This window comes from Aureimonas pseudogalii, from assembly GCF_014196835.1.
In the GTDB taxonomy this organism is placed as follows: Bacteria; Pseudomonadota; Alphaproteobacteria; order Rhizobiales; family Rhizobiaceae; genus Aureimonas; species Aureimonas pseudogalii.
This window is the reverse complement of the sequence record NZ_JACIEK010000001.1, coordinates 255,395-267,932: the sequence shown is the minus strand read 5'-3', so window position 1 is coordinate 267,932 and position 12,538 is coordinate 255,395. Positions and strand designations below refer to the sequence as shown.

The window sequence follows — 12,538 nt, the reverse complement described above, 5'->3', positions numbered from 1 at the left end:
AGGGGTCAGTTCGACTGGCTGGGCGCCTGCGACTGCGTCTCGTTCGCCGCACGGTCCGCCGAAGGCGGCGCGCCCGGTGCCTCGCCGCGAACCGGCGTCGCCGCTTCGAGACCGTTCGCCAGCTTGCCCTTGATGCGCTCGACGTCGGCCGCCTCGGGCTTGGGCTCGCCCACCAGCGCCCGGTTCCACTGGAAACGGGCCTCGCGCTCGCGCCCGACGCGCCAGTAGGCGTCGCCGAGATGGTCGTTGATCGTCGGATCGGCCGGGGTGATGAGCACGGCGCGCTCCAACTGCGTCACCGCGTCGTCGTACTTGCCGAGCCGGTAGTAGGCCCAGCCGAGCGAGTCGATGATATAGCCGTCGTTCGGCCTGAGATCGACGGCGGTGCGGATCATCTCCAGCCCCCGGTCGAGATTGCGGTTCATGTCGACCCAGGAATAGCCGAGATAGTTCAACACCTGCGGCTGGTTGGGCGAGAGCTCCAGCGCCTTCAGGAAATCCGGCTCGGCCTTGTCCCACTGCTTCAGCCGCTCGAAGGCGATGCCGCGCTGGTAGTGGATGTTCCAGTTGTTCGGGCCCTTCTCGGGCGCCAGAGTAATCGCGCGGTCGAGAAGGCCCACCGCCTCGCCATATTCCTTGTCGGCCGACAGCACGTCGGCGAAGGCCAGATGCGCCTGCAGGTCGTCGGGATAGTTGGCGACGGCCTTGCGCAGGTGCTCCTTGGCCTCGGCCTTGCGTTCGGCCTGCCAGAGGTCGAGGCCCATCTGCAGCTCGGCCGTGCGCCGGTAGGGCGAGGTCTCGGGGATCTCGCGATAGTAGGAGAGAGCGAGGTCGATCTGCTCGCCGCGATCGGCAAGGCCCGCCAGCGCCGTCAGCAGCTTGTCGTCGGCCGGCTGGGAGACGGCGCGCGCGAACTGGAAGTAGAGGAGCGCCACGTCCTGCCCGTCGCCGCGATTGATCGCCTGACCGAGAATGTAGAGCGTTTCGGCGGCGCCGGCCTGTGCCGATGCGACGGCGGGCGCGATGTCGCGGCCTGCCTCGATCTCGGTCTTCAACTGGGTCAGCGGCTCGAAGGCGGGCGCGAGATCCAGCCCCTTCTGCGCGGCGGCGAGCGCCTCGCTCTTGCGCCCGGCGCGCGCCTCGGTTCGGGCGAGCGCCTCGCACCCCGCGAGATAGGCGTCGATCGAGGTCTGCGCCGCCGTGTCGTCGGCGACGAGCGCGCCGAGCGACAGGCGCGCACGATCGAGATCGCCGCCGAGCGCCGCGACGAGCCCGGACTGGTACTGGTTGAAGACGGTGAACCACGGCGCGCCGTTCAGTGCGTCGATGCGCGCCAGCGCGTCCTTCGTGCGGTCGGCGCCGGCATCCGCCCAGGCCGAGAGATGGCCGACGAGCAGCGTGTCGAGATCGCTCGTGTCCTCGAGCTTCAGCTGCCCGATCGCCGCGTCGAACCGGCCGCTCCGCAGCGCGTCGAGCGCCAGCGCGATATGGGCGACCTTGCCGACGTCCTCGTTGTCGGCGAGCTTGCCCGCGAGATCGACGCCCGCCTCGAACCGGCCGTCTGCGAGATAGGCGAACATCGCCTCCTGCTGCAGCGTTTCGGAGGTCGCGTCGAGCGAGAGCGCCTTGTCGTAATAGTCGGCTGCAATGCCGGGCTGCCGGTTCTCGCGCGCCTGCTTGGCGGCGAGATAGGCGCCCGACAGGGACTCGACGTCGACCGGGGGCGGCGAGGCGAGGGCCGACGCTTCCGTCTTCTCTCCGGTGGTCTGCGCCTCGGTCGTCTGCGCGCGGGCCGTCTCGCCGGCCAGGAGAGCGGCGGCGAAGGCGGCGGCCAGTGCGATCCGCGAGGTCAGCGTTCTATCCACGTCGAATTCCCTTTCGCCAGGCAAACCGGCCGCGAGCCGTCCCACGGACGTCCTGTAGGAGCTTCGCGCGAGGGTGCAAAGCCATGCGCCGCATCCTTTCCGTCGCACGATGTTTATTTTGCGACGCAGGCGCCGACGAGCGAGGCCCGCAAGGGCGCGATCGTCAGTTGATCCGCTCGATGCAGAATTCCACCACGGCATGAAGCGCCTCGCGGCTCTCGCTCGGCGGGATCGCGCGCAGCGCCTCGGCGGCGGCATGGCCATAATGTCGCGCGCGCGCCTTCGTCGCGTCCAAGGCGCCGTGTTGCTCCAAGAGTTGGCGCGCCCGTACGAGAGCGGCGTCGTCGTTGCCGCCGTCTTCCAGCGCGCCGCGCCAGAAGGCGCGCTCGTTCTCGGCGCCGGCGGCATAGGCGAGGATCACCGGCAGCGTGATCTTGCCCTCGCGGAAGTCGTCGCCGACGTTCTTGCCGAGCGCGGCGGCCGATCCGTCGTAGTCGAGCACGTCGTCGACGAGCTGGAAGGCGAGGCCGAGGTTCAGGCCGTAGGCCGCCATCGCGCGCGCCGCCTCGTCGCCGGCTTCGGCGATCACCGGGCCGACCTCGGCCGCGGCCGCGAAGAGCGCGGCGGTCTTGGCCTCGATCACGGCGAGGTAGTCGGCCTCGGTGGTGCTCATCTGCTTGGCCGCCGAAAGCTGCCAGACCTCGCCCTCGGCGATCACCGCGGACGCGTTGGAGAGAATCGCCAGCGCCCGCATCGAGCCGACCTCGACCATCATCTTGAAGGCTTGGCCGAGCAGGTAGTCGCCGACGAGGACGCTCGCCTGGTTGCCCCAGATGGTGCGCGCGGTCTGGCGCCCGCGCCGCAGATCGCTCTCGTCCACCACGTCGTCGTGCAGGAGCGTGGCGGTGTGGAGGAACTCGACGCTGGCGGCGAGCTTCACGTGGCCCTCGCCCCGGTAGCCGAAGGCCTGCGCCGAGGCGAGCGTCAGCATTGGCCGCAGCCGCTTGCCGCCCGACGAGATCAGGTGGTCGGCGATCTCGGGGATCAGCTCGACGTTGGAGCCGGCCATCGACAGGATCAGCGCGTTGACGCGGTCCATGTCGGCCCGGGTCAATCCGAGGATCGGATCGATCGAGGCGACCGGTCGGTTCTGACCCACGGCATTGGCTAGGCTCACGAAACTTCTCCGTTGGTTGCGCGCGGCATAGCCGGGCGCGTGCGCAGCGGCAAGGGCGGAAAAGCGCCGCGCCGTTCCTCGGCCGGCCGGGACGGCGGCGGTTTCGGCGTTCCTCCTTGCGATGTGGGAGCGTTTCGCGCCAAGTCACGAGCCATGATCGAACTCGTCCGCTCCAACGACCCCGTGCTCCTGTCCTTCGTGGCCGCGCTCCTCAAGGACAGCGGCATCGAGCATTTTCTGGCGGACGGTTACATGAGCATTCTCGACGGCTCGATCGGCGCCATTCCGCGCCGCATGCTGGTGGAGGCCGAACGCGCCGACGAGGCCCGCCGCCTCCTGCGCGACGCCGAGCTCGGCCATGAACTCTCCGACCCGCTCTGAGCCGGCTGCGAGCCTGGAAGGCACGCCCGCCGTCTCGCGCGATGCCTTCCAGCGCGGCGCCTTCGAGCTGCTGCAGCCGGCCGGGCGGGGTTTTCGCGCCGGGCACGACGCGCTGCTGCTGGCCTCCTGCGTCGGGCTCGGGGCAACGGGCCGGGTGCTCGACATGGGCGCCGGGAACGGCGCGGTCGCCTTCGCGGCGGCCATGCGGTCGCCTGACCTTCGCATCGACCTCGCCGAGCGCAACGGCGAGATCGCGGCGCTCGCCGAAGGCGCCCTCATGCTCCCGGCCAATCGTGGGTTCGCGCCGCGCCTGCGGGTTCTCCGGCTCGACTGTCTGGCGCCGCGCGGCACGCGCGAGGCGGCTGGCCTCCTGGACGGCGCCTACGATCTCGTGCTGACGAACCCGCCCTTTCATCCCGCCGGGCAGCGCGGCTCGCCGGACGCGCTGCGCGACGAGGCGCGCGCCATTCCCGACGCGGCCTTTCTCGGCCGCTGGCTGGCGGTGGCCGCCGCGCTGCTGCGCCATGGGGGGCGTCTGGCGCTCATCGCCCGGCCCGACAATCTCGGCGATCTCCTCGCCGCCGCCGAGGGGCGCCTCGGGGCCCTGCGCGTTCGCGCCGTGCACCCTTCACCGGAAGCTCCGGCGAACCGCATCCTCCTCGGCGCGATCCGCGGCTCGCGCCAGCCGCTGCGTCTGCTGCCGCCGCTGGTGCTCGATGCCATGCTGCGCGCCGCCGTTTCGGACGGGCTCCATCACACCGGCGGCATCCTCGGCGATTGATCGGGTCCGCGTCGCGTCGGCGCATTGGCGCGGGGGCTGCGGCTGCCTACATCGAGGCAGCCCATCCGTCCCCGCCAGAAAGTGCCGCCCCGTGGTCCGTCCCCTCCGCCAGTTCCTGCCCAAGCGCTTCCGCAAGACAGAGGTCGTCGTGCCCGTGGTGCGGTTGAGCGGCGTGATCATGGCAGGCGGCGGCGGGCCGTTCCGCTCCTCGATCTCGCTCGCCTCTGCGGCGCCGCTCCTGGACAAGGCCTTCGCGATGAAGGACGCGCCGGCCGTGGCGATCTCGATCAACTCGCCCGGCGGCTCGCCGGTGCAGTCGCGCCTCGTCTTCCAGCGCATCCGCGATCTCGCCGAGGAGAAGGGCAAGCACGTCATCGTCGCCTGCGAGGATCTCGCGGCGTCGGGCGGCTACATGATCGCCTGCGCCGGCGACGAGATCATCGCCGATCCCTCCACCGTCGTCGGCTCGATCGGCGTCGTGTCGGGCGGCTTCGGCTTCGTCGATCTCATCGCCAAGCTCGGCGTCGAGCGCCGCGTCCACACGGCCGGCCAGAACAAGGCGACGCTCGACCCGTTCCGCCCCGAGCGGCCTGAGGACGTCGAGCACCTGAAGGCGCTGCAGCTCGACGTCCACAAGACCTTCATCGACCTCGTCCAGTCGCGCCGCGGCGCGAAGCTCGCCGATCATCCCGATCTCTTCACCGGCCTCTTCTGGTCGGGCGTGCGGGGCCTCGACCTCGGGCTGGTGGATCGGCTGGGCGACCTGCGCGGCGTCGTGCGCGAGCGCTACGGCCCTGGCGCGAAGCTCGCCGTGGTGCAGGGCCGGCGCGGGCTGTTCGGCCGGCGGGCGGCGGGGGCGGCGGCCGGGCTCGATGCCGCGAGCCTCGCCTCGGCGCTGGGCGGGGGGCTTCTGGACGCGGTGCAGGAGCGCGCGCTCTGGGCGCGCTACGGGCTGTGAGCGGCTTGGCGCGCGGCGGTCTCTGCCATAGGATCGCCGTGCTTCGCCGCGATCCCTCGGGGATCTGAACCCATGGTCGATCTCATGCCTCTCGTGCTTTTCGGACTCGTCGGCGCCGCCGCCTATTTCGGCTACCAGCAGATGCGCCGCGAGACCGCGCGCGTCGTGGAGCGAAACCGCCGCTCCGAGCAGGAGATGCGCTCGGGCGCGCAGGGCACGCTCGTGCGCGGCGACGACGGGGTCTATCGCCTGCCGAAGGACTGACCGTCGCGCGGCCGTCGCGCTCTCGCCTCGGCTTGACCCCGGCGCAGCGCGCATGGCAACTCCCGGGCCTCGACCGGCCCCGCCGGTGCCGCCGCTGCTGACGAAGGCTCCCGACCCATGTCCGATCTCGCCCCGCACATGCGGCCCGAACGCTCGTTCCAGGGCCTCATCCTCGCGCTGCACCGCTACTGGGCCGATTATGGCTGCGTGGTGCTGCAGCCCTACGACATGGAGGTGGGCGCCGGCACGTTCCACCCCGCGACGACGCTGCGCGCGCTCGGCCCCAAACCCTGGAACGCCGCCTACGTGCAGCCCTCGCGTCGGCCCAAGGACGGGCGCTACGGCGAGAACCCCAACCGGCTGCAGCACTACTACCAGTATCAGGTGATCCTGAAGCCCAACCCGCCCAACCTGCAGGAGCTCTATCTCGGCTCGCTGAAGGCGATCGGCATCGACATGGCGCTACACGACATCCGCTTCGTCGAGGACGACTGGGAATCGCCGACGCTCGGCGCCTGGGGCCTCGGCTGGGAGTGCTGGTGCGACGGCATGGAAGTCTCGCAGTTCACCTATTTCCAGCAGGTCTGCGGCATCGAATGCGCGCCGGTGGCGGGGGAACTCACCTACGGGCTCGAGCGGCTGGCCATGTACGTCCAGAACGTCGACAACGTCTACGACCTCAACTTCAACGGCCGCGAGGGCGAGGAGAAGGTCACCTATGGCGACGTCTTCCTGCAGGCCGAGCGGGAATATTCGCGCTTCAACTTCGAGATCGCCGATACGAAGATGTTGCTGCAGCATTTCGACGATGCCGAGCGGGAATGCGCGGCGATCCTCGCGGCGGGCGCGCCGACCGAGGCGCAGGCGCTGCATCGCTGCGTGCTGCCGGCCTACGACCAGGCGATCAAGGCCAGCCACGCGTTCAATCTTCTCGATGCGCGCGGCGTGATCTCCGTCACCGAGCGCCAGAGCTACATCCTGCGGGTGCGTACGCTCGCCAAGGCCTGCGGCGAGGCCTTTCTCCAGACGGAGGCCGGCGGCGCCGGCATGCAGGCCCGCGCGGCCTGAGCGGACGGGCCCAAGCGAACGATCCTGCGAGAGGGCCGGGCGGAAACGTTCGGTCTTTTCGTGTCCGGCGTCAGCTCAGCGCCTTCGCGACGATCAGACCTCCGACGATCGCCGCAGCGACGGCGGCGAGCAGCACGGCGCCGGCTGCCACGTCCTTGGCGCGGCGCACGTCCTCGCTCCATTGCGGGCTGACCACGTCGCAAAGATGTTCGAAGGCGGTGTTGATCGCTTCGGCGGCCAGCACGAGGGCGCAGGCGAGCGTCACGGCGATCCAGTCCTCGATCGGGATGGCGAGCCAGCATCCGGCGCCGACGACCACGGCCACGGCCGCGAGATGGATGCGGGCATGGGGCTGCGTCGTCACCATATGGGCGATCCCCACGCCCGCATGACCGAAGCTGGCGATCCGACGCCGCAGAATTGCGCGAAGCCCGCGCCCCGCCGCGGCGGAATGGGCCGAGGCGGTCATGGCGCGTCTCCCGCACCGGTGCGCCATTCCAGTGGATCGGTTCCGCGTCCGGTCAGCGCGGCGAGTTTTCGTGCAGCCGCGAGGATCAGTCCGAACGCCAGTCCGGCGAGAATGCAGCAGGCCATCAGTTAGTCTCCGTTTCGATCATCGTCACGACGGTGCGGCCGCGCAGGTCGAGCGACAGCGCGGCGGTTCCATCCCGGCCGCTGGCGACGGGCGCTCCGTCCTCGATCCTGCGGTATCGACTGTTCGGTTTCAGGCCGGCGAGGCCGAGGGTGATCCGGCCGCCGCCGGAGCCGGGAACCAGCACGAGTTCGAGCCGCCCGTCCCGCCAGACCGCGCGGGTGACCAGAGCTTGAGGATAGGGGCAGTCGCTCACGTGCGGGGTCGGCGCCTCGCCGAGCGGCGGCGAGGGGTGGCGGACGAGATCGCGCAGGCTGCCCGCGCGTCCGCTCTGCGCGATCAGTTCGAAGGCGTGCGCCCAGATCGAGGCGTTCGGCCGGTGCCCGATTCCCCCGGTCGTGACGAGCGGATGCAGCCGGTCGAGCGCCTCGATCATGGCGCTCGCGACCTCGCGGTCGCCCATCTCGGTGGCCGCCGCCGCCGCGCCCGCGAGACCGGCGATGCGCGTGAGGCGATAGTTGCCGACGTCGATCGGCCAGAACGCCCGCACCTTCGCCCGCGACGATCCCTCCACCGACGTCAGCAGGGCGGGGCGGAGGCGCTGCCAATGCGCCTGCGCCAGATCGGGCAGCGCCGCATCGAGGAAGAAGCACGGCAGCAGCCGCGTCAGCGCGCCGCCGATCGGCGGCATCGCGAGCCCGGTGCGGCTGGAGCGGCAGGTGACGAAACGCCCGTGCCGGTCGGTGAACTCGGTTTCGAGGAGGGCGCGCTGGCGCTCGGCCATGTCCTGCCAGCTGGTGCCGCCGAACTGAGCCTCGTGGGCGGCGATGGCGAGATAGGAGATGCTGTTGCACACGGGGAAGAGCCAGTTGGGCTCGCAGGCGACGAGCCCGAACCGCGAGCGCCGATGCTGCTCCGAAATGCCGGCGACCAGCGAGGAAAAGTCCGCCTCGAAGCATCGGCCGGAGGGATGGTGCAGCGTGAAGGCGCCGGGACGTGAGAAGCGGTAATCGCCGGAGGCGGCCTGGAACAGCGCGATCTGCGCGGCGCAGAAGCCGGAATACATGACGTTGTCGACGGCGAGCGGGTCGGGATCGAGACGCCCACGGCCCCAGAGGTTCTCCAGCGCCCAGTATCGCCAGACCTCGTGCCGGCGCGTCTTCTCCACGAGGTTGACCTGCGCCTGCGTGAGATAGGCCTGGAGCGCCGGAAGCTTGGAGCGCTGCACCATCGCCAGCGCGAAGCCGGGGAACTGGAGCTGGTAGCGCAGCGCGCCCGACTGGAACGGATCGAGCCGCTCGAACCCCTCGAACGCGTCGAGCGGCTGCAGCGCCCGGTCGAGCAGGAAGCGCAGGCGGGCGAGATCCTGCGGGCCGAGTTCGCCGGGATCTTCCGCTCGGGGCGTGGGAGGCGTCGCGATGCTCGTCTCGGGTGCCGGCCGCGCCGGTGCGGCGTCGAGCGACGGGCTGGACCGCCGCAGAAGCACAAGTCCCGCTCCGGCGAGGAGGCCCGCAAGCGGCAGCAGCGCAAAGCCGGCGACCTCGGGAGCGGACCCGAGACAGCCGCGACCGGCGGCGTGGACGGCCGACCCCAGCGCCGCGAGAAGCCAGACGGCCGGGGGCGCCGCGGCGTTGCCCGTCGCGAACCACAGGAAGACGGCACCCGGCAGCATCAGCCACGTCGCGGCGAAGCCGAGCCAAGGCGCGACCTCCGGCGCCCCCGCCGATCCATGGCAGAGGACGAACCCCGATCCGGGCAGCGCGAGGCTGAACCCCAGCGCGCGCAGCGGCGCAGGCTCGGCGACGAGCGTCAGTGCCGCCCCGATGGCGACGAGGGCGGCGAGACCTAGCAAGCTGCGGCCGACCTGTCGCTGCGCGACCGGACCGGGCGGGCCGAAGCGGCTTCGGCCGACGCTGCCGCGCTTGGCGGCCGGGAGCAGGCTCGGTTCCGTCATCGGGGGCTCGTTCGTCGGAAGAGACGTTCGCGCGGGCATCGGCGAATTCACGCCGCTTCGGCGGCGGCGGGCAGGCCGCCGAAGCGGCGCTGGCGGCTTCGAAGGTCGGCGAGCGCCTCCGTCAGGTCGTCGCGTCCGAAATCGGGCCACAGGCGATCGACGAAGCGCAGTTCCGCGTAGGCGCATTCCCAGAGCAGGAAATCGCTGAGGCGGCGCTCGCCGCCGGTGCGCACGAGGAGATCGACGTCGGGCACGCCGGCCCCCGCGACGAGGGCGCCGAAGGTTTCGCGCGTCACCGAGGCTTCGGCGCGGCGGGCCGCCTCGAGGAGCGCGTCGCGCGAGGAATAGTCGACGGCGATGCGCAGATGCAGTCGCGCGGCGCCGGCGCTCATAGCTTCGGCCGCCGCGATGCGCGCGGCCAGCCCGGACGGCAGGCGATCGCGCCGACCGATCACGTTGAGGCGCACGCCGGAGTCGGCGAGGGCCTCGATCTCCTTCGCCAGGAAGCGGTGCAGCAGGCCCATGAGCACGGCGACCTCAGGGCCCGGACGCCGCCAGTTGTCGGAGGAGAAGGCGTAGAGCGTCAGCGTGCCGATGCCGGCCTCCGTTGCGGCTTCGACCACGGGACGGACGGCGCGGGCGCCGGCCTCGTGCCCGCGGCTGCGCGGCAGGCCGCGGTTCGTCGCCCAACGGCCGTTTCCGTCCATGATGACGGCGAGGTGAGTCTTTGGACGCAGAGTGCTTTGCATTGCAAAGTTTCCTGTCAAAAAAAGGGTGTCAGGCGGGGGAGGGCTTGGGATCGCGCAAGGGTGCCTTCGACGCCGCCACGGCGTCCTTGAGCACCTGTTCGAGGGTGGCGAGATAGTCGAGGAAGCTCTCGCGCCCGGCCTCGGTGAGAAAGCAGGTCGTGACCGGGCGCTTGCCGGCGAAGGCCTTTTCGATGCGCACGAACCCGGCCTCTTCGAGAACCTGCAGGTGCCGGCTGAGATTGCCGTCCGTGAGGCCGCAGAGGCGCTTGAGGTCGGCGAAGCCGAGGCCGCGCGGCTGGCCGGCGAGCGAGGTCATGACGCCGAGACGCGCCTTTTCATGGATGACGCGGTCGAGCCCCTCGTAGGCGAAGGGGGAGGTGGAACCCGCGCCCACCATCAGCGAACCTCCGGCGATCGGAGGAACACGATGGCGAGCAGTCCCTGGCCCACCGCGAAGGGCACGCCCATCGCGAAGGGCGAGGGCGTCGAGACGCCGGCCGAGAGAAGCAACGCGGCGAAGCCGGCGACGAAGTACCAGGCGGCGACAAGCACGGCGGCGCGCGGCAACGAGCGCTGGGCCGCGAACAGGCCGAGCCCGACGAGGACTGCCCAGGTGCCCGGCAGCATCCAGGCCGTGTCCGGCGCGCAGCGGGCGACCACGGCGGCGAACCCCGCACCGGCCATGCCGGCAGGCAGGAACTGCTGGATCGCCTGATGAATCATCGCGTCGGCGAGGCCGCCATGCTGGCGGCGCGAGCGCAGCACCACCTCGACCCCGACGGCAGCCACCGAGACGAGGGCGACAGCGATCCACTGGACGAAGAAGACGAGAACGGTCGGCGGATAAAGGGTCTGAAGGCCGGCGGCGACGAGCGCCAGGCCGCCGGTCGCGGCCAGCGTCGTCGGGCCGAACCCGCGGAACACCGTGCCCGCCGCCATGCCGCTGCGAATCGCCTCGATCTCGGCCAGCGCCTTTTGAACGTCTCTCATCACACCATCCCGACTTTGCATCACAAAGCATACTGCATCGGAAACCAATTGCAAGACTGGGCGGGTGGTGTGAGATTGAAACCGCTGAGTTGCGCGCATAAGAAGTGCAATCACCGCCTCGATTTCAGGCAACGCGACCGTTTTTGACCAAACGATAAAAATATTTGACGGCCCGAAAATCTCGGATCATTCTCGTCTGGAACGGTTCAAAACTGCGGGCGCGACGCGCCGGCGCAGCCGGGCCGGACGGCTGCAACAAAGGGGTAGGCGAGGCGTGTCCGGCAGATGTCGGCAGGCACGCGGCCCGAACGATCCGGGGGCCTTGCGATGAACGAGTTTCGACCCATTCGCGGCGACGTCGCGCCGGCACGGCTGGAGCCGGAGGCGCTGGCAAGGGGCTTCTCGGACATCCATCCCCCGCTCAAGGTGCACGAGGCGCTGGTCGAGTCCGACCGCTGCTACTTCTGCTACGACGCGCCCTGCATGCAGGCCTGCCCGACCTCGATCGACATTCCGCTGTTCATTCGCGAGATCCAGGCCGGCAACCCGATCGGCGCCGCCAAGACCATCCTTTCGGCCAACATTCTCGGCGGCATGTGCGCCCGCGTCTGCCCCACCGAGACCTTGTGCGAGGAGGTCTGCGTGCGCGAGACCGCCGAGGGCAAGCCGGTCAAGATCGGGCTGCTGCAGCGTTTCGCGACCGACCGGCTGATCGAGCGCGGCGACCATCCGTTCGAGCGCGCCGCGTCCACCGGCAAGACGGTCGCCGTGGTCGGCGCAGGACCGGCGGGCCTCTCCTGTGCTCATCGCCTTGCGATGCTCGGCCACGACGTGACGCTCTTCGATGCGCGGCCGAAGGCGGGCGGCCTCAACGAATACGGCATCGCCGCCTACAAGGCGACGAACGGCTTCGCGCAGGCCGAGGTGGATTTCGTGCTGTCGATCGGCGGCATCACAGTCGAGACCGGTAAGGCGCTCGGCCGCGACATTCATCTCGAAGACCTGCGGGCCGACTACGACGCGGTGTTTCTCGGTCTCGGCCTCTCCGGCGTCAACGCGCTGGGCGCGGACGGGGAAGCCAGCGGCGGCTCGCACGATGCGGTCGCCTGGATCGCGGACCTGCGCCAGACCCGCGATCTCTCGGACCTGCCGGTCGGGCGGCGCGTCGTCGTCGTCGGCGGCGGCATGACGGCGGTGGATGCGGCGGTGCAGGCCAAGGCGCTCGGCGCCGAGGAGGTGACGCTCGTCTACCGGCGCGGCCGCGAGGCGATGAACGCCTCGCGCTACGAGCAGGAGATCGCGCAGACCCGCGGCGTCCACATCCGCTGCAACCTCACGCCGAAGCGCATTCTCGCCGAGAACGGCCATGTCAGCGGCATCGAGCTGGAGCGCACGCGATCGCGCGACGGGCGGCTCGAACTGACCGGCGAGACCGTGACGATCGAGGCCGATCAGGTGTTCAAGGCGATCGGCCAGACCTTCCTCCCAGACGGCATGACGAGGGAGGGCGCCGACATCGCGATGGAAAAGGGCCGCATCCGCGTCGATGCCGAGCGCCGCACGAGCCTAGGAGGCGTCTGGGCCGGCGGCGACTGCATCGCCGACGGATCCGACCTCACGGTGGTGGCGGTGGAGGACGGCAAGATCGCCGCGACGAGCATTCACGAGGCGCTGAGCGCCCGGCCCGGCCTTCTCGCTCGCATCGGCGAAGCGGCGACGGACGCGGCTCAGACCGCCTCGGCCTGGGTTCGATAGGGGA

13 protein-coding genes are annotated in these 12,538 nt (G+C 70.5%); 6 read left to right on the top strand and 7 right to left on the bottom strand.

Features of this window, described 5'->3' with window-relative positions; genetic code table 11:
• Window positions 1-5: 5 nt before the first annotated feature.
• Window positions 6-1,865, bottom strand: a complete 1,860-nt coding sequence (locus tag GGR04_RS01345) for a tetratricopeptide repeat protein (RefSeq protein ID WP_183197097.1) — start codon at window positions 1,863-1,865, stop codon at window positions 6-8.
• 163 nt (window positions 1,866-2,028) lie between these two features.
• Window positions 2,029-3,042: a polyprenyl synthetase family protein gene (locus GGR04_RS01340; RefSeq protein WP_312857378.1), complete on the bottom strand. Its 1,014-nt coding sequence runs from the start codon at window positions 3,040-3,042 to the stop codon at window positions 2,029-2,031.
• A 153-nt stretch (window positions 3,043-3,195) separates the two neighbouring features.
• On the opposite strand from GGR04_RS01340, the gene GGR04_RS01335 reads away from it, so the two are divergent.
• The 5 genes from GGR04_RS01335 to GGR04_RS01315 all read left to right on the top strand — a co-directional run bounded on the left by GGR04_RS01335 (window position 3,196) and on the right by GGR04_RS01315 (window position 6,494).
• Window positions 3,196-3,423: a putative signal transducing protein gene (locus GGR04_RS01335; RefSeq protein WP_183197095.1), complete on the top strand. Its 228-nt coding sequence runs from the start codon at window positions 3,196-3,198 to the stop codon at window positions 3,421-3,423.
• Window positions 3,401-4,204, top strand: a complete 804-nt coding sequence (locus GGR04_RS01330; protein WP_183197093.1) for a tRNA1(Val) (adenine(37)-N6)-methyltransferase — start codon at window positions 3,401-3,403, stop codon at window positions 4,202-4,204. The genes GGR04_RS01335 and GGR04_RS01330 overlap by 23 nt, the downstream gene beginning before the upstream one ends.
• Before the next feature lie 91 nt (window positions 4,205-4,295).
• Window positions 4,296-5,162, top strand: coding sequence for a S49 family peptidase (locus GGR04_RS01325; RefSeq protein ID WP_183197091.1), 867 nt, complete (start codon window positions 4,296-4,298; stop codon window positions 5,160-5,162).
• 72 nt (window positions 5,163-5,234) lie between these two features.
• Window positions 5,235-5,426, top strand: coding sequence for a hypothetical protein (locus tag GGR04_RS01320; RefSeq protein ID WP_183197089.1), 192 nt, complete (start codon window positions 5,235-5,237; stop codon window positions 5,424-5,426).
• A 117-nt stretch (window positions 5,427-5,543) separates the two neighbouring features.
• A complete protein-coding gene (locus GGR04_RS01315) occupies window positions 5,544-6,494 on the top strand; it encodes a glycine--tRNA ligase subunit alpha (RefSeq protein WP_183197087.1) in 951 nt (316 codons plus the stop codon).
• A 70-nt stretch (window positions 6,495-6,564) separates the two neighbouring features.
• Here GGR04_RS01315 and GGR04_RS01310 read toward each other — a convergent pair whose 3' ends face one another.
• From GGR04_RS01310 to GGR04_RS01290, 5 genes are all read right to left on the bottom strand, one after another.
• Entirely contained in the window at window positions 6,565-6,963 is a 399-nt protein-coding gene (locus GGR04_RS01310) for a diacylglycerol kinase family protein (protein ID WP_183197085.1), read from the bottom strand.
• Window positions 6,964-7,087: 124 nt separating this feature from the next.
• Entirely contained in the window at window positions 7,088-9,040 is a 1,953-nt protein-coding gene (locus tag GGR04_RS01305; RefSeq protein WP_183197083.1) for a linalool dehydratase/isomerase domain-containing protein, read from the bottom strand.
• 47 nt (window positions 9,041-9,087) lie between these two features.
• Complete coding sequence (locus GGR04_RS01300) at window positions 9,088-9,789, bottom strand: di-trans,poly-cis-decaprenylcistransferase (RefSeq protein WP_183197081.1); 702 nt, start codon at window positions 9,787-9,789, stop codon at window positions 9,088-9,090.
• A 28-nt stretch (window positions 9,790-9,817) separates the two neighbouring features.
• Entirely contained in the window at window positions 9,818-10,186 is a 369-nt protein-coding gene (locus tag GGR04_RS01295; RefSeq protein ID WP_183197079.1) for a winged helix-turn-helix domain-containing protein, read from the bottom strand.
• Window positions 10,186-10,779, bottom strand: coding sequence for a hypothetical protein (locus GGR04_RS01290; protein WP_183197077.1), 594 nt, complete (start codon window positions 10,777-10,779; stop codon window positions 10,186-10,188). The genes GGR04_RS01295 and GGR04_RS01290 overlap by 1 nt, the downstream gene beginning before the upstream one ends.
• Before the next feature lie 327 nt (window positions 10,780-11,106).
• On the opposite strand from GGR04_RS01290, the gene GGR04_RS01285 reads away from it, so the two are divergent.
• Window positions 11,107-12,534, top strand: coding sequence for an NAD(P)-dependent oxidoreductase (locus tag GGR04_RS01285; protein ID WP_183197075.1), 1,428 nt, complete (start codon window positions 11,107-11,109; stop codon window positions 12,532-12,534).
• Window positions 12,535-12,538 lie beyond the last annotated feature (4 nt).